The sequence below is a fragment of the Niallia sp. genome (assembly GCF_031978665.1).
Classification (GTDB): domain Bacteria; phylum Bacillota; class Bacilli; order Bacillales; family Cytobacillaceae; genus Niallia.
In genome coordinates this window covers 47,008-66,991 of record NZ_DALZDK010000032.1, presented here as the reverse complement: position 1 = coordinate 66,991, position 19,984 = coordinate 47,008, and the positions used below count along the sequence as shown (strand labels likewise).

The window sequence follows — 19,984 nt, the reverse complement described above, 5'->3', positions numbered from 1 at the left end:
TATAAAACGATTATTGTTGACGTTTGTTTGTTCAGTTTTCAAAGAGCAATTTAGTCAGTCACTCAAGAAGCGACTTTATTAATTTAACACATTCTTTCTTACGAGTCAACAACTTTTTAATTTTATTTTTCGTTGTTTTCTCTCATGTCGAAGTGACGTTTACTAATATAACAAGATTATTAAATTTCGTCAACTATTTTTTTACACATTTTATATTTTTTCATCTAGTATCTTATTACCCGGAAAGATATAAGCTAAACAATCGTTTGGAGTTGCCACTCTTTTTAGCAACGCAAATAAATTCTTATATCTTTCCATCATTGCTTTTTTTACAGAGAGATCAATTCTTTTATCACCTAAGTCCAGTAATATTTCATCTAATTCTCTTTTTATTAGATATTCCACTTCTTTTACTTCTTGTTTATTTAATAGTAAACCTATCATGGCCATCCCTCCTGATGCATAACCTTATTTTAGTCTCTGTATTATGTACTAGTTTTCCTTTTTTTATAAAAGCTTTTGTCATTATTTTTCCTCTTGATACATAAGAATAAGACGAGCAGTAAAGTGGACGAGGTGACAAACAGATGAATTTTTTTTATGTTCTTAATAGTAAATCCGTAAAGCAGTTTGCATTGATTCTTGTAGTATCCTTCTTTACAGCCTGGTTTTTATATGTCGAAAACATTGTCCAAATCCCCGTGTTTTCATCTAAGGATGGTCCAAAGGCTGTGTATAAAGGGGAAAAAGGAGTCGCTCTCACCTTCAACATTGGATGGGGGGACAAAAAAGCAGAACCTATTCTTGATATTTTAAAAGAAGAGAAAGTGAACGCAACGTTTTTCCTTGCTGGATCATGGGCAGAAAGACATCCTGATTTGGTGAACAGAATGGTAAAAGAAGGGCATGAGATTGGAATTTTAGGCTATGACTATGTTGATTACTCAGAAGTAAAAGAAGAAAAGATACGGCAAGATCTATCTAAGGCAAAAACTGCATTTGAGAAATTAAAGATCGATAATATTGTTCTTGCCCGAGCTCCAACTGGCCATTTCAATCAAGCTACTTTAACCATTGCTGATCAATATAATTATACGTTAGTTCATTGGAGCATCGACTCAAAGGATTGGACCAATCCTGGTTCAGAACAAATCATAAAAAAAGTAACAGCTGCTAAAAAAGGCGATATTGTATTATTACACGCATCTGATTCAGCTAAACAAACAGCAAAAGCTCTGCCAGAAACCATAAAGAAATTACAGAAAAAGAATTTAAAGTTTATTACCGTTTCAGAAATGATTTCTAATGCTGAATCTAAGTCAAAAGAAGTACATTAAATAATGTTAAGCTGTTTCCTAAAAGAAATTAAACGATTGTTGTAACTAGGCTCCATTAAGCTAGTTACTCTAAAGGGTCGATTAATCCTTTCTTAGGAACAGCTTTTTTCTTTTCCTTATACCAATATCTTTTCCTTTACTTTAGGAATAAAAAATCAAAAAGAACCCATTCTACTTAATAGATATCTTTAACGAAAGAGGGGATTATCCTCCTACTAGTCATTTCTTTATTAAGTGGATGTTCAGATAGTGAAAGTTCTCAGCAAATGGACTATGACCAAACAAAGAAAATGGTTGTAGATATATTAAAAACCGATGATGGAAAAAAAGCGATACGCGAAGTAATGGATGACGAAGAAATAAAACAAAATATAGTTATGAATGAAAAAGCAGTAACAAGTACGATCGAAAAAACGCTGGTTTCCGACAAAGCGGCTGACTTTTGGCAGAAAAAATTTAAAGACCCTGAGTTTGCTGAAACAATGGCAAAAAGCATGAAAACAGAAAATGAAAAATTAATAAAAGATTTAATGAAAGATCCTGGATACCGAAAAATGATGGTCGAGCTTTTGCAAGACCCTTCGTTAGAAACGGAAATGAAAAACATTCTGAAAAGCACGGAATACAGAGAGCATATTGAACAAATACTCCAAGAAACGATGGAAACACCTGAGTTCAAGTCCAAGTTTAAAGAAATGCTCGATAAAGCTGCCAAAGAGGCCTCTTCTTCTTTAATGTCTGAGAAACAAAAAATATAAAAAAAGGTACCTTCCAAAAGAATTTGTTCTCCTTTGGGAGGTACCTTTTGACTATCAATTAGTTTTAGCTTTCTACTTTATCTCCTGTCTTTTCTAACACATCTATAATTTGTTCAGCAATTTCTTTATATCTCCCGCCAATAGGATGCGTTTCTTGATATACAGATGGTGCAAAGTCCTCTTCATTCCAATCTGGCTGTCCTAAGGGTAGCTCTCCTAGCATGGGAACTTCTAAATCATTGGCTAATTTCTTGCCTCCACCTTTGCCAAATACATATTCTTTTTCCCCTGTTAAGCTACTTTCAAAATACGACATATTTTCAATAACACCTAGAATTTCATGTTCTGTTTTTAACGCCATTGCACCAGCACGGGCTGCGACAAAGGCTGCAGTTGGATGTGGAGTAGTGACGATAATTTCCTTACTTGTAGGAAGCATCGTGTGTACATCAAGCGCAACGTCTCCTGTACCTGGAGGCAAATCTAATAATAGATAATCAAGCTCTCCCCATTCTACTTCTTCCATAAAGCTTGTCAGCATTTTGCCAAGCATAGGACCTCTCCATATAATTGGTGTATTATCTTCTACAAAGAATCCCATCGAAATAACTTTCACTCCAAATCTTTCGACTGGAATAATTCTTTCATTTATAACTTCTGGTCTTTTCGTTATACCCATCATATCTGGTACACTGAAACCATAAATATCTGCATCCAATAATCCAACTTTTTTACCTAGTCTAGCTAAAGAAACAGCCAAATTCACAGAAACAGTTGACTTCCCAACTCCACCTTTTCCACTAGCCACGGCAACATATATTGGCTTCTTCTCCATAGATTCTGTTTCATTTTTCATTTCTGCCACAAGGGCACTTGATAATTCAGTAAATCGTAAACCTACACTTTGTACTCCCTTTTCTTTAAGCGTACTTACGATTTCATTTTGCAACTCAATCTGATAAGCAGAACCAAGCTTTGCAACAGCTACCTTTAAACTCGCATGTCCTTTTTCTTCATTCCATTTAACATCTTTCACTGCGCTTAATTCAAGCAATGATTTATGTAAAAAAGGATCGATCATATTCTCCACTATCTTCTCGATTTCTTCTTTCGTTATCATGACACAATCCCCTTTCCTGTTTTACTAATAGTATAGCATAAAAATAGATATCGTTTACATTCTGAAAATTCGAACGGTCGAGAAAGTGATTTATTTCCCGGGAATATGATGAATACTCACAAATAAGAATAGAGACATCACTCGTCTCTATTCTTCTACTTCTATTTCCTCTTCATTCGTAAAGTAGCGATTAACTCCTTTATAAATAGATGCTGCAATTTTTTCCTGATAATCTTCATTCATAAGATTGGCCTTTTCTTGTGGATTTGATAAGAAACCCACCTCTACTAGTACTCCTGGTTTCTCCGCATATTTAAGTATGTATACACTCTCCAGCGGTTTCGCCTTACGGGTAGTATTTTCTAAATTATCAATCAATTCATCTTGAATAAACTTGGCCGCTCTGGCGTTTCCCTCCAACTGCGCTGAATAAAAGGTTTGCGCTCCACTCCATTTCGATGAAGGAATAGCATTTAAATGAACACTCAAAAATAAATCTGCATCCGATTTATTGATGATATTGATTCTTTCTTTTAAATCCTCCACTTTTCTATTGCGATACCCTTTCGTACTCTCACTCGCTAAATCCTTATCTACTTCCCTCGTCATAATGACTAAGGCACCTTGTTCTTGTAAATAATCACGAATCTTTAAGGAAACCTTTAATGCAATATCCTTTTCCAATACTTCACTATCCCCTGCACCACCATCTGGTCCTCCATGTCCCGGATCGATAATGATCACTTTTCCGGTCAATGGCAAATTCCAGGCGTCCCATGAATCATCATTTGAAAAATCAAATTGCAAAATAAAGAAAAGGAGTGCTAATCCCATGATATATATGCTTATCTTCCATTTTTTACTCACAGTCTCCCTCATTCCCCCTATCTATGCCCGTCCTTATTCTTACTATATGGGGGAACAAGAAATTTTAGAACAGCAAGTCCTTTTGCTTCCTCGATTACTTCGACCTTATTATCTACAAAAAACCCCTATTTTTCATTATAGGTATTGATTAAACGACACCAATGTCGTTATAATACATACATAAACGACATTGGTGTCATTTTAAAAAGGAGGAATTTTTATGCTTTCTGGATTATTAAAAACGAATGGATTTAAGAGCCTTATAGCAGCTCAGATTATTTCAGGTCTAGGTGATTGGTTAAGTATTATAGCTATCATGACAATGATTGGACTAAAATGGAATGCCACTCCAATCGAAGTATCTCTTATTATGCTATGTCTTGCCTTACCCATGGTCTTTCTTGGTCCTATAGCTGGTGCTTTTGCTGATCGTTTTAATCGCAAGCTATTAATGATTTTATCCGACCTTATTCGAGCAGCGCTGATTCTATTATTGGCTACCGCAAACAGTATCCTAACCGTCTATATCTGCTTATTGGCAATTGGAACCATATCCACTATCTTTATCCCTTCAAAAAATGGGAAATTAAAAGAGCTAGTAGATAATCAGCATATAAAAAGTGCTATTTCCATTACAGCAATGATTGATTCTGGCACCAAAATATTAGGACCATTATTAAGTGGGATGTTCGTTTCATTTTTAGAGGTAAAAACCATTTTCTATCTCGATTCTTTATCCTTTCTTTTTTCCGCATTGTTACTCGTATTCCTTCCAAAGGAAAAGTCTCGTGTAACTACTTTCACTACTGAAATAAAAAAGGGTATTAAAACTTCTTTTAGGAAAGATTTAGCGATAGGGATAAAATTCATTACATCCAATCTTTTCATGTTAACAGGAATGATCTTTTTAGGTCTTAGCCTCCTTATCTTACAACTGGCAGATTCACAAATCATCATTCTAATAAGAGAGCTTGAACTAGCCTCCGGTAATTTATTTGGCTATATTGTAACAGCATCTGGAACAGGGATGTTTTTATCTGGCTATATTCTTGCTAAAAAAACAGATTATCAACCTTTTTTATCTATGCTTTTTGGTGTTTGTGGAATTGGGATTAGTTTTGGTATGATGTCTTTATTCACTTATTTCAACGTTAGCCATCCGAATCTATGGGGTCCAGCATTCGGGTTTCTTGGTGGATTCACTGCGACGTATGTTTTAGTTCCCTACCAAGCATACATTCAAGCCATTACGCCAGTGCAACTTACAGGAAGAGTCTTTGGTGTCATTAATAGTGTTACGACTACTGCCACTATTATCGGTCCCTTGCTTGGAGGATGGCTATCCACTATTTTAGGAGTCTATATAACATTTCTGATAAGTGCATGCTTATTAATTTTGGCAGCTATTATAGGATGGGTAACTAGAAATAGATTAGATTGGGGGGAGAAAATTGACTCCAAAAGTCAGTCAAAAGCATCTGGAACAGCGACGAGCTAATATCCTTAAAGCAGCTAAGAATGTCTTTATAGAACATGGATATGAAAAAACGACAATGAGGCACGTAATGGAGGAAGCCGATGTTAGCAGAGGTGGATTATACCAATATTTCTCCAATAAAGAAGACATATTCGAAGCCATTTTAGCCGAAAACCTATCTTCAGAAGTAATAAATTTGGAACAACTACTACACACAGAAATAGAATCTTATTGGCAGTTACTTTTATCCTATATTTTGGACGAAAATCCTGCATCGGAAAATGAAATCAATCCTTTAGCACCGAGTATTTTAGAGTTTTTTGTTACAGGAAGGAATGATATTAGGAGAAGAGAATACGCAAAAAAAAGATATGAGCTTGCCTTGAAGCTTTATGAAGAAATTATTAAAGCAGGACAGAATAAGGGAGAATTTAGTCAAACCTATAATAGTAAAACTATCGCGCAATCCATTATTACGTTTACTGATGGGCTTGCACTTGATTATGCTATACTCCCACCTAAAGAAGTAAATCTTAAAGAACAATCCACGCTTTTTGTAGAGTATCTGAAAATGCTTTTAAAATAATAACCACCATAAGATAAAAGGTGGCAGTACTGCCACCTTTAATGAAGCCTAAGCTTTCTTCTTTTATTTGCTTTCTGAACTCCTTCTAACCACCATTCATCCACGAATTGTTCACAAAGGTAGTAAAGCGATTCATTTTTATTGCTTTCCTCACTTCCCCAATAAAGGAGAAAGTGGAAAAGTGTTTCCTTTAAATGATTATCCTCTTCCTTACATCTATTTTTTATAGCTTGAATATCTTCACCATATTCACTAAATTTACTGTAATTTGCTCCTAACAGAAAAGCTTCAATCGCGACATCATAACAGGCCTCTTCTATCCCTTCATTCATTAACACACTGGAACTCAGGTTAGAAGTACCAAAATAGCGTGCTACCTTTTCCTTTAACTCTTTAATGGATATTTCCTTAAGAACGGCTCTTTCGTATTTTATTTGTTTTTCTCGTTTTTTTATATCAAAGCTTGTAATGACTGCCAAATAATTTCACCTCTTGTTGTTATTTTTCAACCAACAGGAAGTGTCCATACTAGCCCAACAAACCTTTTGCTATCCAATTAAAAGAATAGTTGCTATTTGAGTGTTTTCTTACCATTTTCATCGTTGTCGATATTCTGCAAATGAGTTTCTATTTGTATATCATACATCCTTCTATTGTACCAATGATAAAAATCACTTGCATCTGATGCTGGAATATCGCTTATGTCGGTTTGTTCAATTGGTTGAGAGCGATTTATAAAATCAATAGAAGCAAGTCCAAAATGCTTTTGTAATCGGGATCTCTGCACCTTAATCTCCATTATCTTTGCTCTCTTCGTCAAAATTAATGTCGATTGCAGACTTCCTTTTTTCACTTGAATAAACGACTCATTTTGGATATACGAGCTGTTTAGATAATCCAAGACTCTCAATAGATAAATCCATATAAACAACAAAACAGCCATATACCACAGTGTTGGCTTCCAATATAAAAGACCTATTGTTGCAATAATTCCAAAATAACTTGGTCTAATCATTCGGGCATATAGAGCTTTTCTTGGCAATTTCTTCATATGTCTCTTCAAATGATAAGTTGGTAATAATTCTTCAATGATTTCATATGCTTGTTCCACTGGCAGATATGGAAATAAAGAATTCACTTCCATTTCCTCGTTTCCTATATCACCAGTACTTACCAATTTTACCTCTGCTATTTTTAAAAGTCTTTGTATTGGATATTGAATAATTTTAACTGCTTGCACCTTCTCTTTCTGGATGGAAAAGGAAGTTTCTGAAATTAACCCTTTTTTAATATAAATCTTATCCTTATCAGAGGTTATTTCAAAACGGCCATATTTCCAGAAAGTACGACCAATTCCAAAGAGCATTGCCAAGCTAATAAGAACTATAATTACTCCTGAAATAACCCAGACATGTCTCAAAATATAAGTAAGAACCTCATTTGTTTCTACTTCCATTTTAAAAACTGACTCTATATGAGAGAAAAAAGAAAATAATAATGGAACTAATGCCAAGAAGCTCAAAGAAGTAAAAGATGCCTTTACTAAGTCTCTTTTTGTTGCACGGAAATGAATCGTTCTATCCTTTCCTACCGCTATTCTAGCTTCTTCTCCATTCATAAAGGAATCATTTTCTAACTGCGATATATAAGTCTCTAGCCAATCTGCCTCTTTCTTTCGAATAACAGCCAATTGAATAGAACTTGAGTCTCCAGTCTCACCTGTTTCTAAAGTTAATGAAGTTAGTTGTAACCCTTTATGAAAAAATGATGTATGCCTATGGATATTCTGAACTTTATAAAAAGGAATAACTCGTTCTGACTTTGTAAAAATTCCAGACTTGATATGTAAGACTTCCTCTTCCACCGTATATGTATTCATAAACCACTGCACCAAAAAGCTAAGGAGCTGCCAAACAGCATATGTAAGAAAAAGAAACTGAAATACCTTCATATACATTTTTTCCGAACCAAAATGAGTCACAAATAAAATAATAAATAAAAAAAAATGACTTTTAATAAATCCGACTATATCAAAGACTATTTTTATCGGATGCTGTCTTTTCTTTACTCCTTTCATTACTCCACTTCCTTAATCTTTGCAAAATAAGCAATTTGATCTCGTAAACGATATGCCTCTTCTTTTGGAATAGCAGGAATTTCATGCGAGGTACCCATCGTTCCTACCTTTATGGAATATAACTGATATTTTCTTTGCAATGGTCCTTGCGTTAATTCAACCGACTGTACTTTCGTCATCGGAACTAACTGATGATTCTCAACCATCACACCCCACTTAAGCTGAATAAACTCCTCACTTACGTCGTATCGCCAATACTTTTGTTTTAATGGCGGTTCAATAAAAATCCCCCATAAAGCAGCAAGAAACGTTAATCCGATAAGGCAAACGATTACGAGACCAATCCAAGTCTTCCATGAAAAATAAAAATCGAGGTAATAACAAACAATAAGGACAGCAAGAATGACACTATTGGATATTGCTTCCGATATACGCCATACCTTAACAACCTCTTTGGATACTTTTTTTGTTGGTTCTGGGATAGAAAAATACACTTCAACACACTCCTTAAACAGTCCACTTATATACGTAGTGAAATCAAAAAGGTTTCTTTAAAGGCAAAGAAAAATGGCTTAACTCTTGAATGATAATAGAGTTAAAACCATTATTAAAATCAATATTTGAGAGTCTAGAAAGATGAAAGTATTGCAAGGTTACCAAAAAATCTTATATACACTAATCAATTAAGCTTGAATTCGATTAATAGGTAGATGGATTTTCAGCGTAAACCAATTTCCGTCCAGCTCCGCTTTCATTTTCCCTTTCATTTTTTCAATTAACTTTTTAGAAAGATAAAGCCCTAACCCACTCGCTTCCGCATTGGTTCTACTACTGACTTCTGTATAGAAACGCATAAAAACTTTCTCTATTGCAACTTTACTATCTCGCTTAATGTCATTTTTGATGGTTAAAACAAGAAAGTCTTTATCCATAGCATAGCTGATAATAGCTTTACTTTCGGCATATCGAAGGATATTTTGAACGGTATTTTGCAGGACGCGAGTAAGCATTAATTTGTCAGCAATAATTTTTCTATCCGATATTTCCTCAGGAAATTCGAGTTCAATTTTATTTTCCTCCAATTGCTCATAAAAGGATAAGAAGATTTCTTCCACTAAATTAGATAGAGAAATAGAAGCTAATACTAGTTCTTTTTGGTTAGTTTCGATACGTGCTACGTCATAAAAATGTTCCGTCATTTCAATCAGTCGTTTTACAGACTGCTCGATAATAGTCAGATAGTGTGTCCTCCGCTTCTCATCGTTGGTCACATTTAAGAGTTGCACATAGCCATTGATGGAGGTGAGCGGTGTCCGTAAGTCGTGTGAAAGACCTGCGATGGATACCTTCACATTCTCTTCCATCTCTTTCGCTTGACGATTTTTATCTTCAAAACCATTAATCATAAGATTCAATTCATCCACTAGTTCTAACAAAGTCTTCTCGCGAAAATCAAGAGATAGTCTACTACCAAAACTGGCACGAGTCGGAAGATCCTTGACCTCCTGTTTCAATTTTCGCAGTTCTCGTTTTAAGAAATAAAGATAAAAAAGAAGCGCTAATGCTAGTAAGAAACATATCCATCCCCACATAACATTCACACCCCCTTTGTTAATCAAATTTGAAGCCAATGCCCCATATCGTTTTAATATAATTTGTTTCTCTTGAGTTAAGCTTATTTCGCAAATTACTAATATGCATATTAATCGTTTTATCACTATCAAAATACGGTTCATGCCAAACACTTTCATAAATATTGGCACGACTAAATACTTTTTGAGGATTTTCTAAAAATAGTAAAAGGATTGCGTATTCGCGCCCAGTAAGATGAATAGTTTGATCATTTATTTTTATTTCACGTGTGTCTAAATTAACTGTGATATTGTTGTAATGAATTTCTTTCTTATTACTTTCTGATGCCTTAGTTGCATGTCGTAATTGTATGTTAATTCTGGCAAGTAGTTCCTTTACATCAAAAGGTTTGGTGATATAATCATCTGCTCCACTCGTCAATAGCTCCAATTTTGAATCTTGATCATTTTTAGCTGAAACTACAATGACCGGTATCGTTGTGCTATGCCGAATTTGTTGGAGAAATTCTTCTCCATTCATCCCTGGAAGCATCAAATCTAAGAGGATTAAATCTACTTGACCTTGTTCAAATAATAACTTCCCTTCAGTCCCCGAATAAGCGCTAAGTGTCATAAAGCCATTCAAGCTCAATGCTTCATATATTAGGGAATGAATGGCCACATCGTCTTCCATGATTAATATCGTTGCCAAATTTACCGACCTACTTTATGTCTGTTCGTTTAAACAGAAGGATTCCTATAATGGATGATATCACAATTGTGATCAAACTAACCAATATCATCTCCGGGTATTTTGCAATATCGACTGGTTTTGCGAAATCAGAATAGAATAAGAATGATTCCGTAAACCAGTATGTTACTTGCTTAAAATGCTCAGTCTGTTGAAAAATCCCAGCCCCAAAGCCTGTTGCTATCGTATACAGAAAACTCCAAATAAGGGAGACAGCGCTGTTTTTTGTTAAAAAGCTAATCATGACATAGATAGATACATTTGCCAAAATTAAAAAATAAAGCGTAATAAAAGCTTTTATAGCGAACCAAAGGTAATTGTTAATCTCTACAACCTCTCCAATGCCAAACACAGCCGAGTATCCTATTATACCAATTGCAGTCATTAATATTACTCCAACGAGGGTAATCCATGCAGCAACCACCAATTTTGTCAGATAAAAATGAGTTCGGCTTCGCCCTAATGACAATACATTTCGAATGGTCCCTTTTTGAAATTCTTCTCCAATAATAAAACTAATAAATGCACTCATAACGAGTAAAACGGTTAATCCGTTTTTCTCCATCATCAAAATTCCTGTCGCTCCGTTGATCACTGTATCAATGGTTTGATTAAGCTTTGTTCCATAATGAACAGATATTTTAGTATTAACTACTTGAAAAATAGGAAGTAAAGATAAAATACCTAGAACAATCCATAATTTTTTACTTCGAGCTAACTTGATTTTTTCAGCAGTTAATAGATTAAGCATGAGTGTTTCCTCCTGTTAATTGTAAAAAATAATCTTCGAGCTTTTGTCTAGTAGTACCTATTCTCGAAACGTTCACATTAGCTAATACTAGGGAACGGTTAATAGAAGCCACTTCCTCTATGCGTTCATAAATGTTAATCTCTGTTCCATTTACAACTTCATATTCCTTTATCCCCATTTCATCTAGTACGACAACTGCTTTATGAACATCTGTTGATTCTAATTCAATGTATTGGCGAGCCTCAGCTGCTAATTCCTCTCGCGATAGTTCACTTATTAGTTTCCCCTTATGCAAAATACCGTAATGAGTAGCGACTTGTGAAAGCTCATCTAGTAAATGAGAAGAGAGCAAGACCGTAATACCACGTTCTGTTACTAATCGTTGAATGATTTCGCGCATCTCCACTATTCCTGATGGATCAAGGCCATTTGTCGGCTCATCTAAAATTAAGAACTCAGGGTTTGTGATAAGGGTACAAGCAATTGCTAAACGTTGGCGCATTCCTAACGAAAAATTCTTCACTTTCTTTTTACCTGTATTCTCAAGACCCATTAATCGAAGTAACTCATTAATCTCTCGTTCACTTACTCCACCATTGGCAGCTTGTACTCTGAGATTTTCTCGCGCTGTCAGTTCTGAATAAAGTGCAGGTGTTTCAATGGATTGCCCCATTTTTCTTCTTGCTCGTTGTAATCCCTTCGTGCTGCTTTCCCCAAACAGCTCAATGTGCCCTTCGTCTGTTTTAATCAATCCCATAATGGTACGCATAAATGTCGATTTTCCTGCACCATTTTCCCCGATTAAACCATAAATCATCCCGCGTTGAATCTCGATAGTTACCTTATCCAGCGCTTTGTGTTTTCCATATATTTTTGAAACAGTCGTTGCTTTAAGGATTATTTCTGACATCCATAAATCATCCCTTTCAGTTCATTGTTTTTAGAATAAGTGACAGATATAAATAAATGGACTAGAAAAGTATAAAGAAAGTATAAAGAATTGGAAACCAGCACTAATCACAATAATTTTGACATGTATTTTCAACCCTTTTTCTATTCTGTTCTATTTGCATAAAAAAAGTGGAGCAATAATTCTACGCCACTTCTCTTCTCTATTGAATACGATATTCACAATATGTACGATTTATTAGATATTCTGAGCAAGTATATGACTCTAAGAGTAACAAGACGTGTTCCTATTTAAAGAAATACACCCTTTATTGCATTGAATTTACCTGCTTCAGAATGGGGTATCCCTTAAAATAAAAGTATCCCTCTATTTATAATTTACTTGAAAAAGCTCATAATAACGTTCTTTTTCTAGTTTTTCAAATTCCAAATCTAGATTAAACCATTTCAATGTTTCTTGATTCATTTCTCCAATAATAACAGGTATATTGTTTTCAAGTGCTAATTTCTTAATCGCAATCGTCTGCTCTAAACCAGACTCCGTCAACATTGAAAAACGGTAAACGACTTCTTTTTGATGGCTCGGTTGAAAGGTCACTTCCCACACAAACCTTGTCTCGTCGGAAGTATTGGACAAACTCGCATAATGAACATAAGGCTTCAAATAGACACTTTCTAATTCATCATAAGAAATCATCTGCCTTTCCCCCTTCCAGTTGCTTGATATCAACCCCTTTTCTTCATGTACGCCCCTATAATCAGAGAACATGAGATAATTGAAACCAATTAAGAAAATAACGGTTCCGATAATAATTGAATTTAATAGTCCTTTTCGTTTTAAGCCTGGATTGAGAAATCGAGCACCAAACAGAAAAATTAAAATCATAAAGCCCCCAAGGGATAATTCCCCCAGCATCCCAGATGAAGGTTCATACATGATAAATTTCTCATCTATAAATGTCGTTTCTTTTAAATCACTATAGAATTCATATAAATATATTAATAGAGGGAGAATAAAAAAGAAGAAGAGATAGATGGCTATCCATCGCTTGCCTTGATATTTAAATTCAGATTTTGATGTTCTGGTTATTTGACCAAAGATATAAAGAGGAAGACTTATAAACCATAATACGATATTAGCAACGATAATCTCCTGTTGAAGGACTATCGCACAGGCAAGACCCAATAATACACTAAACGCTATGATAACTATCCCAACGAGTTTTCTCATTCTATCACTCCAATTTAACTCTAAGTTATTTCTGTCTTTACAGGAAAATACCACCCGGACAAGTATCACCAATCTGGATACCTTTTCCTTTTATACGCAATACAAGATAAATGGTTTCATTTTTCACATCCATAAAATGGTTCTTTAAATAAGAAAGATATATATGGACACGTAAAGGAGAAATATTAACTCTTACATGGGATGATATAGATTTTAGAGCTGGAGTGATTCATTTTTTAAATAAAGGTGAATTTACCTTTCAAACATCAAAACCAAAAGGGACACGTTACAGAAATTTTAAAGAAACAAACCGCTCAAGTACCAAAGGTATATCGAATTATAAATAGGCGGTTAGATAAAAAAAGACCCTCTCCACAAAAGTGGAAAGAGTCTTTGAAACGTCAAAATTAACGTTTTGAGAACTGAGGTGCACGACGAGCGCCTTTAAGACCGTATTTTTTACGTTCTTTCATACGAGCGTCACGAGTTAATAATCCTGCACGTTTTAATGTTGGACGGTATTCAGGATCTACTTGAAGTAAAGCACGAGCGATACCATGACGGATAGCGCCAGCTTGACCAGTATAACCTCCACCGTTAACATTTACTAAAATATTGTAGCTTCCAGTAGTTTCAGTAGCTACTAATGGTTGTTTAACAACTTCGCGTAAAGCTGCAAACGGGATATAACTTTCGATTTCACGACCATTGATGATGATTTGTCCGTCACCTGGAACTAAACGTACACGAGCAACAGAGCTTTTACGACGACCAGTACCGATATATTGAACCTGTGCCATTTGTTTTACCTCCCTTTATTAATTATCCACGAAGTTCGTAAACTTCTGGTTGTTGAGCTTGGTGCGGATGTTCGCTACCAGCATATACGTGTAATTTTCTATACATTTGACGACCAAGAGAATTCTTTGGAAGCATACCTTTGATTGCAAGTTCTAACATTTGCTCTGGATAGTTAGTACGCATTTCTAAAGCAGTTCTTTGCTTTAATCCACCTGGGTGCATAGAGTGACGGTAGTAAATTTTGTCAGTTAATTTTTTACCAGTCAATTCAATTTTTGAAGCATTTAAAAGAATTACATGATCACCAGTATCCACATGAGGTGTGAAAGTTGGTTTATGTTTACCACGTAGAATTGATGCTACTTCACTAGCAAGACGACCTAAAGTTTTGCCTTCAGCATCAATCACGTACCATTTACGATCAACAGTGTTTGAATTAGCCATAAACGTTGTACGCATGAGTTTCCCTCCTGAAATGTTTAATTATAATTTGTTTTAAATTACGAATGTTTTGTTCTTACGTCTATATGTTCACACAATTAAGTTCCGGGGCTTAATGTGGGATTAAAATACATACCATATTATGATATATCCTAGACTAGTATATGTCAAGGGAATGTTACACCAGGTTTAGTTGTTATGAGAAAAAAATCTCTTTTTCTTTATATTTTTCTCAAAGAATGGTGATTTTCACTTATAAAAAGATAATCAACCGATCTCGATTTAATACCATACTTTCCAAAGATACAATCCATTCGCAGAACCTGTTTTCCCTGCTGCCTTTCTATCTTTTTTCTCAATAATCACAGGTATATCCTCGGGAGATTTCTTTCCTCTTCCAACATCTAATAATGTTCCTACCATTATTCTTACCATATTATAAAGGAATCCATTCCCTTGGAAAGAAAATATTAACATATCTTCTTTCTTTGTTAAATTCACCCTAGTTATCGTTCTTACTTTTCTTTCTTTATCTGTTTTAGCAGAGCAAAAACTAGTAAAATCATATTCTCCAATAAAATAGTTCAGTGCCTCTCTCATAGCCTCCACATTTAGAGCATACGGATAGTAATACGCATAATTGCGTTTAAACGGATCTCTCCGCTCCCCTAATTGAATAAAATAGCGGTATTCCTTTGCTGTTACATTATATCTTGCATGAAAGGATTCAGATACTATCTCAGCATCTGCAACTACTATGTCATGGGGCAATATGGCATTTAGTGCAATCGGCCATTTTTCTGCAGGAATATCAAGCGAGCTATCAAAATGAATGACTTGTCCCTTTGCATGAACACCTGCATCGGTTCTGCCTGATGCCTGAATCTTTACCTCTATCCCTTTATGAAGCTTTCTTAAAGCTCTTTCGATTTCACCTTGCACCGTTCGATCCTTTGGTTGAATCTGAAAACCACTATAATTTGAACCGTCATAGCTAATTGTACATTTATATCTTTGCATCTTTTTCTCCACTATGTTCTTAATACAAACAGCAGGGCTGTTACTAATATCAAAATAATAACCATAATTGTATCGATTGGACTCCATACTAATTGACGATATTTTGTTCTTCCCTCTCCGCCTTGGTAACCACGTGCTTCCATGGCGACAGCAAGCTCCTCCGCCCGTTTAAAGGAGTTAACAAATAAAGGAATCAACAAAGGAATAATTGCTTGTACACGGCTTTTAAGCGAGCCACTAGAAAATTCTACACCTCTTGCCATCTGAGCCTTCATAATCTTCTCTGTTTCATCCATTAAAGTTGGAATAAAACGCAAAGAAATAGACATCATAAGCGCCAACTCATGTACAGGAAATTTCACTTTCTTTAACGGTCCTAATAGTGTTTCAATTGCGTCTGTTAATTCAATTGGTGTCGTTGTTAAGGTGAGCAAGGACGTCATAATAATAAGCAGGAAGAACCGAATCGAAATGAGAATCCCCATTCTGACACCTTCTTCATAGATAGTAATCCATCCCCATTCAAACAATAAATCTCCATTTTTCGTAAAAAACAAATGCAAAATAAACGTAAAGATAATTAGCCAAAAAATGGGCCTTAATCCTAAATAAATATACTTTATGGGTACATTGGAAATAGCTACTAACGTACCTACATATACAATTAGCAAAGTATAGCTCCAAATATTATTAGCTAAAAATACAACACAGATAAATAGAAAAACAAGCAGTAATTTAGAACGGGGATCCATTCTGTGCAATATCGAATCAACGGGAATAAAACGCCCAATAATCATTTTCCCCATTAACTACTCCCTACTTTCTTCTTTAAATACACTGCCAATTCTTCTGTAAAGTCTTCTAGCTTTAAATGCACTTGATCCATCTTCATCCCAAATTTTGCTTCTACTTTTTTTTGAAATCGTACTACCTCAGGTACATTTAACCCGATATATTCCAAATCTTCCGCATTCTTGAATATCTCTATCGGTGTTCCCTGACGATGTACTTTTCCTTTATTCATAATGACTATTTGATCCGCATAATGAGCTGCGTCTTCCATACTATGTGTAACTAAAATAGTTGTTAAATTTCGCTCTTTATGAAGCTTATAAAACATATCCATTATTTCTCGTCTGCCTCTAGGATCTAAACCAGCTGTCGGCTCGTCCAAAACAAGCACATCCGGTTCCATTGCCAATACACCCGCAATAGCGACTCTCCGCATCTGACCACCAGATAAATCAAAAGGAGACTTCATAAGAAACTCTTCTGATAATCCTACTTCACGCAATGCCTTTTCTGCTCGAATCTTTGCCTCTGGCTCGGAGATACCAAAATTAAGGGGACCAAAGCAAATATCCTTTTCTACTGTTTCTTCAAACAACTGCTGTTCTGGAAACTGAAAAACAATCCCTACCTTCTGGCGAATACTACGCAGGTTTTTGTGCTTTTGCCCACCCTCAATTGTACGATCACCTATTATGACCTTCCCTTTTGAGGGAGTTAAAAGGGCATTAAGATGCTGTAAAATGGTTGATTTACCAGAGCCAGTATGCCCTATAACGGCAACATAGCTTCCTGATGGAATATCAAAACTTACATCCTCAATCGCTAACCGTTCAAACGGTGAATTCTCCTGGTAACGATACTCTACTTTTTGAAGTGAGATGTCCATATGCCTGTCACCAACTCTTCTTCTGTTAAATATACTTCTTCTAATGGAATACCTTTATTCAGTAGACTTTCTCTTAGTTTAATGGTAAAAGGGATATCTAAGCCAATTTCTACAAGTTCCTTCTGAAGCTTAAAAATTTCTTTAGGGCTTCCCTCTTTATACACTTTTCCCTTATTCATCACGATGATTCGGTCAGCCTTAGCAGCCTCATCTAAATCATGGGTAATCGAGATAATGGTCATATTTTCTTTTTGCAAATCTCTCATGATTTCAAACACTTCTTCTCTTCCTTGAGGATCAAGCATAGAGGTAGCCTCATCTAATATGATAATTTCAGGCTTTAAGGCAATAATTCCTGCAATAGCGACTCTCTGTTTTTGTCCTCCAGATAGATGGTGCGGCTCTTGATCAAGAAAAGCTAACATCTTTACTTTTTCTAAAGAACTCTCTACTCTTGTTACCATCTCACTCCTTGGAACGGCGTTATTTTCTAAACCAAAAGCCACATCATCCTTAACCGTTGTACCAACAAACTGGTTATCAGGATTCTGGAATACCATTCCAACCTTTTTTCTAATATCCCACACAGAATCCTCTGTAATCGGAATATCATCAATTATAATCGAACCTTCATTAGAAAATTGTAATCCATTTAATAACTTAGCTAGCGTAGATTTACCTGATCCATTGTGTCCAACTACAGCGACCCATTCCCCTGCATTTACATGTAAACAAACATGATCTAGGGCGTTTTCTAATTGCTCCTCATATTTAAAGGATACATCTTCTACCTTAACTAAAATCCTTTGGTCCATTACAATCCCACCATTTACTTACTAGATATTATATTTCATCGTATAAATTGTTAGATAAAAAAATAAACTCGCCAATTGGGCGAGCTTTGAATTGGTTTAACATAAGATTATTTAAATAATCTTTGATATCCTATTTCTATGCTTGTTAAAATATATCTTATGGTATTCCACTTCTTAGCACCCTACAGTCCTAATTAAACATGAAAAAAGCCCGCACCTCTTTCTGACGACTAAATCGAAAGAAGAGGCGCACGAGCTAGACGAGTCATTAATGGAAAACAATGCTCATCATAACACTCTATATTGGCTTGATCAAAAAAGCGAGAATGAAAGAAAAAGGGCACTTGAACAAGTTTCATAACATTATAAACTGTCCCGCACCCTAAATTTCTTTGAAATCCTATTACACTAACTCGATAATTACCATTGGTGCTCCGTCTCCACGACGAGGTCCCATTTTCATGATACGAGTGTAACCACCTTGACGATCAGTATAACGAGCAGCAACATCACTGAACAATTTTTGTACAGCATCTTGGTTAGTTTCAGCGTTAGCAACCTCGTGACGTACGTAAGCAGCTGCTTGACGACGTGCATGTAGATCTCCACGTTTACCAAGTGTAATCATTTTTTCTACAACAGAACGAAGTTCTTTTGCACGAGCTTCAGTTGTTTCAATACGCTCATTGATGATTAAGTCTGTAGTTAAGTCACGTAACATAGCTTTACGTTGTGCGCTTGTGCGTCCTAACTTTCTGTAACCCATGTGAGATTCCCTCCTTTTGTTAAAGTACAAGCTTTATAGACACAGTCAAAAGACTAATCAGTCATCTTTTCTTAAGCCTAATCCAAGCTCTTCTAATTTATGTTTTACTTCTTCTAGAGATTTTCTACCTAAGTTTCGAACTTTCATCATATCTTCTTCCGTCTTATTCGCTAATTCTTGTACGGTATTAATACCAGCACGTTTTAAGCAGTTATAAGAACGAACAGAAAGATCTAATTCTTCGATTGTCATCTCAAGAACTTTTTCTTTTTGATCTTCTTCTTTTTCTACCATAATCTCAGCATTTTGTGCTTCATCAGTTAAACCAACAAAGATATTTAAATGCTCAGTTAAAATCTTTGCACCAAGTGCAACAGCATCTTGAGGACCTGTACTACCGTCAGTCCACACGTCAAAAGTTAACTTATCATAATTAGTCAATTGACCAACACGAGTATTCTCCACTTGATAAGAAACACGAGATACTGGTGTGAAGATAGAGTCAATAGGAATTACACCAATAGGCTGATCTTCACGCTTATTTTGCTCTGCTGGTGTGTAACCACGACCACGCTTTGCAGTTAAACGCATGCGGAAATTTCCGTTGCTACCTAAAGTTGCGATATAAAGATCTGGATTTAAGATCTCTACATCACTATCATGTGTAATATCTGCTGCTGTAACTACCCCTGCACCTTGCATGTCAATCTCTAAAGTTTTTTCATCATCAGAGTATATTTTCAATGCTAGTTTTTTGATATTCAATATGATAGCTGTAACATCTTCTACGACGCCTTCAATTGTTGAGAACTCATGAAGTACCCCATCAATTTGAATGGATGTGACAGCGGCACCTGGCAGTGAGGATAGTAGAATACGACGTAAGGAGTTACCCAAAGTAGTACCATATCCACGCTCAAGTGGCTCGACGATGAATTTACCGTATTTGGCTTCATCGTTGATCTCAACCGTTTCGATTTTTGGTTTTTCTATTTCGATCATCAAGATATACCCTCCTTCAAAACGTC

The 19,984-nt window shown here is 35.5% G+C and carries 23 protein-coding genes; 4 read left to right on the top strand and 19 right to left on the bottom strand.

All coding sequences use genetic code 11. From position 1 onward, the window contains the following. Positions 1-210: 210 nt before the first annotated feature. The gene (locus RTL21_RS17165; protein WP_312097555.1) at positions 211-444 is read right to left on the bottom strand and encodes a hypothetical protein; all 234 of its coding nucleotides are present in this window, start codon (positions 442-444) and stop codon (positions 211-213) included. Positions 445-587: 143 nt separating this feature from the next. Here RTL21_RS17165 and pdaB point away from each other — a divergent pair, with 143 nt between their 5' ends. Next, the gene (gene pdaB / locus RTL21_RS17160) at positions 588-1,337 is read left to right on the top strand and encodes a polysaccharide deacetylase family sporulation protein PdaB (protein ID WP_312097554.1); all 750 of its coding nucleotides are present in this window, start codon (positions 588-590) and stop codon (positions 1,335-1,337) included. Between the two features lie 182 nt (positions 1,338-1,519). Beyond that, the gene (gene gerD / locus RTL21_RS17155; protein ID WP_312097560.1) at positions 1,520-2,095 is read left to right on the top strand and encodes a spore germination lipoprotein GerD; all 576 of its coding nucleotides are present in this window, start codon (positions 1,520-1,522) and stop codon (positions 2,093-2,095) included. A 64-nt stretch (positions 2,096-2,159) separates the two neighbouring features. On the opposite strand, the gene RTL21_RS17150 is transcribed toward gerD, so the two are convergent. Both RTL21_RS17150 and cwlD read right to left on the bottom strand, forming a co-directional pair. Continuing rightward, a complete protein-coding gene (locus RTL21_RS17150) occupies positions 2,160-3,215 on the bottom strand; it encodes an Mrp/NBP35 family ATP-binding protein (RefSeq protein ID WP_312097552.1) in 1,056 nt (351 codons plus the stop codon). A 147-nt stretch (positions 3,216-3,362) separates the two neighbouring features. Further along, the gene (cwlD, locus tag RTL21_RS17145; RefSeq protein ID WP_312097551.1) at positions 3,363-4,082 is read right to left on the bottom strand and encodes an N-acetylmuramoyl-L-alanine amidase CwlD; all 720 of its coding nucleotides are present in this window, start codon (positions 4,080-4,082) and stop codon (positions 3,363-3,365) included. Between the two features lie 220 nt (positions 4,083-4,302). Between cwlD and RTL21_RS17140 the strand changes: the two genes are divergently transcribed. Together RTL21_RS17140 and RTL21_RS17135 are read left to right on the top strand one after the other, a co-directional pair. Then, on the top strand, positions 4,303-5,580 hold the full coding sequence (locus RTL21_RS17140) for an MFS transporter (RefSeq protein WP_312097549.1): 1,278 nt from the start codon (positions 4,303-4,305) through the stop codon (positions 5,578-5,580). Next, positions 5,534-6,145: a TetR/AcrR family transcriptional regulator gene (locus RTL21_RS17135; RefSeq protein ID WP_312097547.1), complete on the top strand. Its 612-nt coding sequence runs from the start codon at positions 5,534-5,536 to the stop codon at positions 6,143-6,145. Before RTL21_RS17140 ends, RTL21_RS17135 begins: the two co-directional genes overlap by 47 nt. A gap of 38 nt (positions 6,146-6,183) precedes the next feature. On the opposite strand, the gene RTL21_RS17130 is transcribed toward RTL21_RS17135, so the two are convergent. The 16 genes from RTL21_RS17130 to RTL21_RS17055 form a co-directional block, all read right to left on the bottom strand. Then, positions 6,184-6,624 (bottom strand): DUF2521 family protein, encoded by a 441-nt coding sequence (locus RTL21_RS17130; RefSeq protein WP_312097546.1) that lies wholly within the window; start codon positions 6,622-6,624, stop codon positions 6,184-6,186. Between the two features lie 92 nt (positions 6,625-6,716). Further along, positions 6,717-8,222 carry a PH domain-containing protein gene (locus RTL21_RS17125; protein ID WP_312097545.1) on the bottom strand — a complete coding sequence of 502 codons (1,506 nt, stop codon included), beginning with the start codon at positions 8,220-8,222 and terminating at the stop codon, positions 6,717-6,719. After that, positions 8,222-8,716, bottom strand: a complete 495-nt coding sequence (locus RTL21_RS17120; RefSeq protein ID WP_312097544.1) for a PH domain-containing protein — start codon at positions 8,714-8,716, stop codon at positions 8,222-8,224. Before RTL21_RS17120 ends, RTL21_RS17125 begins: the two co-directional genes overlap by 1 nt. Before the next feature lie 189 nt (positions 8,717-8,905). After that, a complete protein-coding gene (locus RTL21_RS17115) occupies positions 8,906-9,814 on the bottom strand; it encodes a sensor histidine kinase (protein ID WP_312097542.1) in 909 nt (302 codons plus the stop codon). A gap of 19 nt (positions 9,815-9,833) precedes the next feature. Next, on the bottom strand, positions 9,834-10,505 hold the full coding sequence (locus RTL21_RS17110; protein WP_312097540.1) for a response regulator transcription factor: 672 nt from the start codon (positions 10,503-10,505) through the stop codon (positions 9,834-9,836). A gap of 10 nt (positions 10,506-10,515) precedes the next feature. After that, the gene (locus tag RTL21_RS17105; RefSeq protein WP_312097538.1) at positions 10,516-11,295 is read right to left on the bottom strand and encodes an ABC transporter permease; all 780 of its coding nucleotides are present in this window, start codon (positions 11,293-11,295) and stop codon (positions 10,516-10,518) included. Continuing rightward, positions 11,288-12,205 (bottom strand): ATP-binding cassette domain-containing protein, encoded by a 918-nt coding sequence (locus tag RTL21_RS17100; protein WP_312097536.1) that lies wholly within the window; start codon positions 12,203-12,205, stop codon positions 11,288-11,290. The genes RTL21_RS17105 and RTL21_RS17100 overlap by 8 nt, the downstream gene beginning before the upstream one ends. Before the next feature lie 366 nt (positions 12,206-12,571). Then, the gene (locus RTL21_RS17095; RefSeq protein ID WP_312097534.1) at positions 12,572-13,435 is read right to left on the bottom strand and encodes a hypothetical protein; all 864 of its coding nucleotides are present in this window, start codon (positions 13,433-13,435) and stop codon (positions 12,572-12,574) included. Positions 13,436-13,842: 407 nt separating this feature from the next. After that, positions 13,843-14,235 (bottom strand): 30S ribosomal protein S9, encoded by a 393-nt coding sequence (rpsI, locus tag RTL21_RS17090; RefSeq protein ID WP_016204588.1) that lies wholly within the window; start codon positions 14,233-14,235, stop codon positions 13,843-13,845. Between the two features lie 22 nt (positions 14,236-14,257). Then, positions 14,258-14,695, bottom strand: coding sequence for a 50S ribosomal protein L13 (gene rplM, locus RTL21_RS17085; protein ID WP_016204587.1), 438 nt, complete (start codon positions 14,693-14,695; stop codon positions 14,258-14,260). A 264-nt stretch (positions 14,696-14,959) separates the two neighbouring features. Beyond that, a complete protein-coding gene (gene truA, locus RTL21_RS17080; RefSeq protein ID WP_312097532.1) occupies positions 14,960-15,697 on the bottom strand; it encodes a tRNA pseudouridine(38-40) synthase TruA in 738 nt (245 codons plus the stop codon). A gap of 11 nt (positions 15,698-15,708) precedes the next feature. Beyond that, positions 15,709-16,503 (bottom strand): energy-coupling factor transporter transmembrane component T family protein, encoded by a 795-nt coding sequence (locus RTL21_RS17075; RefSeq protein ID WP_312097531.1) that lies wholly within the window; start codon positions 16,501-16,503, stop codon positions 15,709-15,711. Then, complete coding sequence (locus RTL21_RS17070; RefSeq protein WP_312097530.1) at positions 16,503-17,375, bottom strand: energy-coupling factor ABC transporter ATP-binding protein; 873 nt, start codon at positions 17,373-17,375, stop codon at positions 16,503-16,505. The genes RTL21_RS17075 and RTL21_RS17070 overlap by 1 nt, the downstream gene beginning before the upstream one ends. Beyond that, complete coding sequence (locus tag RTL21_RS17065; RefSeq protein WP_312097528.1) at positions 17,351-18,190, bottom strand: energy-coupling factor ABC transporter ATP-binding protein; 840 nt, start codon at positions 18,188-18,190, stop codon at positions 17,351-17,353. Before RTL21_RS17065 ends, RTL21_RS17070 begins: the two co-directional genes overlap by 25 nt. Before the next feature lie 403 nt (positions 18,191-18,593). Continuing rightward, entirely contained in the window at positions 18,594-18,956 is a 363-nt protein-coding gene (gene rplQ / locus RTL21_RS17060; RefSeq protein WP_016204582.1) for a 50S ribosomal protein L17, read from the bottom strand. 57 nt (positions 18,957-19,013) lie between these two features. Continuing rightward, on the bottom strand, positions 19,014-19,958 hold the full coding sequence (locus tag RTL21_RS17055; RefSeq protein ID WP_312097558.1) for a DNA-directed RNA polymerase subunit alpha: 945 nt from the start codon (positions 19,956-19,958) through the stop codon (positions 19,014-19,016). Positions 19,959-19,984 lie beyond the last annotated feature (26 nt).

Bases quoted from the DNA above. Each gene is read 5' to 3' on its own strand.
- RTL21_RS17140 (WP_312097549.1), top strand. From the start codon at position 4,303: ATGCTTTCTGGATTATTAAAAACGAATGGATTTAAGAGCCTTATAGCA.
- RTL21_RS17115 (WP_312097542.1), bottom strand. From the start codon at position 9,814: ATGTGGGGATGGATATGTTTCTTACTAGCATTAGCGCTTCTTTTTTAT.
- rplM (WP_016204587.1), bottom strand. From the start codon at position 14,695: ATGCGTACAACGTTTATGGCTAATTCAAACACTGTTGATCGTAAATGG.
- RTL21_RS17075 (WP_312097531.1), bottom strand. From the start codon at position 16,503: ATGGGGAAAATGATTATTGGGCGTTTTATTCCCGTTGATTCGATATTG.
- RTL21_RS17070 (WP_312097530.1), bottom strand. From the start codon at position 17,375: ATGGACATCTCACTTCAAAAAGTAGAGTATCGTTACCAGGAGAATTCA.
- truA (WP_312097532.1), bottom strand. From the start codon at position 15,697: ATGCAAAGATATAAATGTACAATTAGCTATGACGGTTCAAATTATAGT.
- RTL21_RS17150 (WP_312097552.1), bottom strand. From the start codon at position 3,215: ATGATAACGAAAGAAGAAATCGAGAAGATAGTGGAGAATATGATCGAT.
- RTL21_RS17065 (WP_312097528.1), bottom strand. From the start codon at position 18,190: ATGGACCAAAGGATTTTAGTTAAGGTAGAAGATGTATCCTTTAAATAT.
- rplQ (WP_016204582.1), bottom strand. From the start codon at position 18,956: ATGGGTTACAGAAAGTTAGGACGCACAAGCGCACAACGTAAAGCTATG.
- RTL21_RS17105 (WP_312097538.1), bottom strand. From the start codon at position 11,295: ATGCTTAATCTATTAACTGCTGAAAAAATCAAGTTAGCTCGAAGTAAA.
- RTL21_RS17055 (WP_312097558.1), bottom strand. From the start codon at position 19,958: ATGATCGAAATAGAAAAACCAAAAATCGAAACGGTTGAGATCAACGAT.
- RTL21_RS17100 (WP_312097536.1), bottom strand. From the start codon at position 12,205: ATGTCAGAAATAATCCTTAAAGCAACGACTGTTTCAAAAATATATGGA.
- rpsI (WP_016204588.1), bottom strand. From the start codon at position 14,235: ATGGCACAGGTTCAATATATCGGTACTGGTCGTCGTAAAAGCTCTGTT.
- RTL21_RS17095 (WP_312097534.1), bottom strand. From the start codon at position 13,435: ATGAGAAAACTCGTTGGGATAGTTATCATAGCGTTTAGTGTATTATTG.
- RTL21_RS17125 (WP_312097545.1), bottom strand. From the start codon at position 8,222: ATGAAAGGAGTAAAGAAAAGACAGCATCCGATAAAAATAGTCTTTGAT.
- RTL21_RS17165 (WP_312097555.1), bottom strand. From the start codon at position 444: ATGATAGGTTTACTATTAAATAAACAAGAAGTAAAAGAAGTGGAATAT.
- pdaB (WP_312097554.1), top strand. From the start codon at position 588: ATGAATTTTTTTTATGTTCTTAATAGTAAATCCGTAAAGCAGTTTGCA.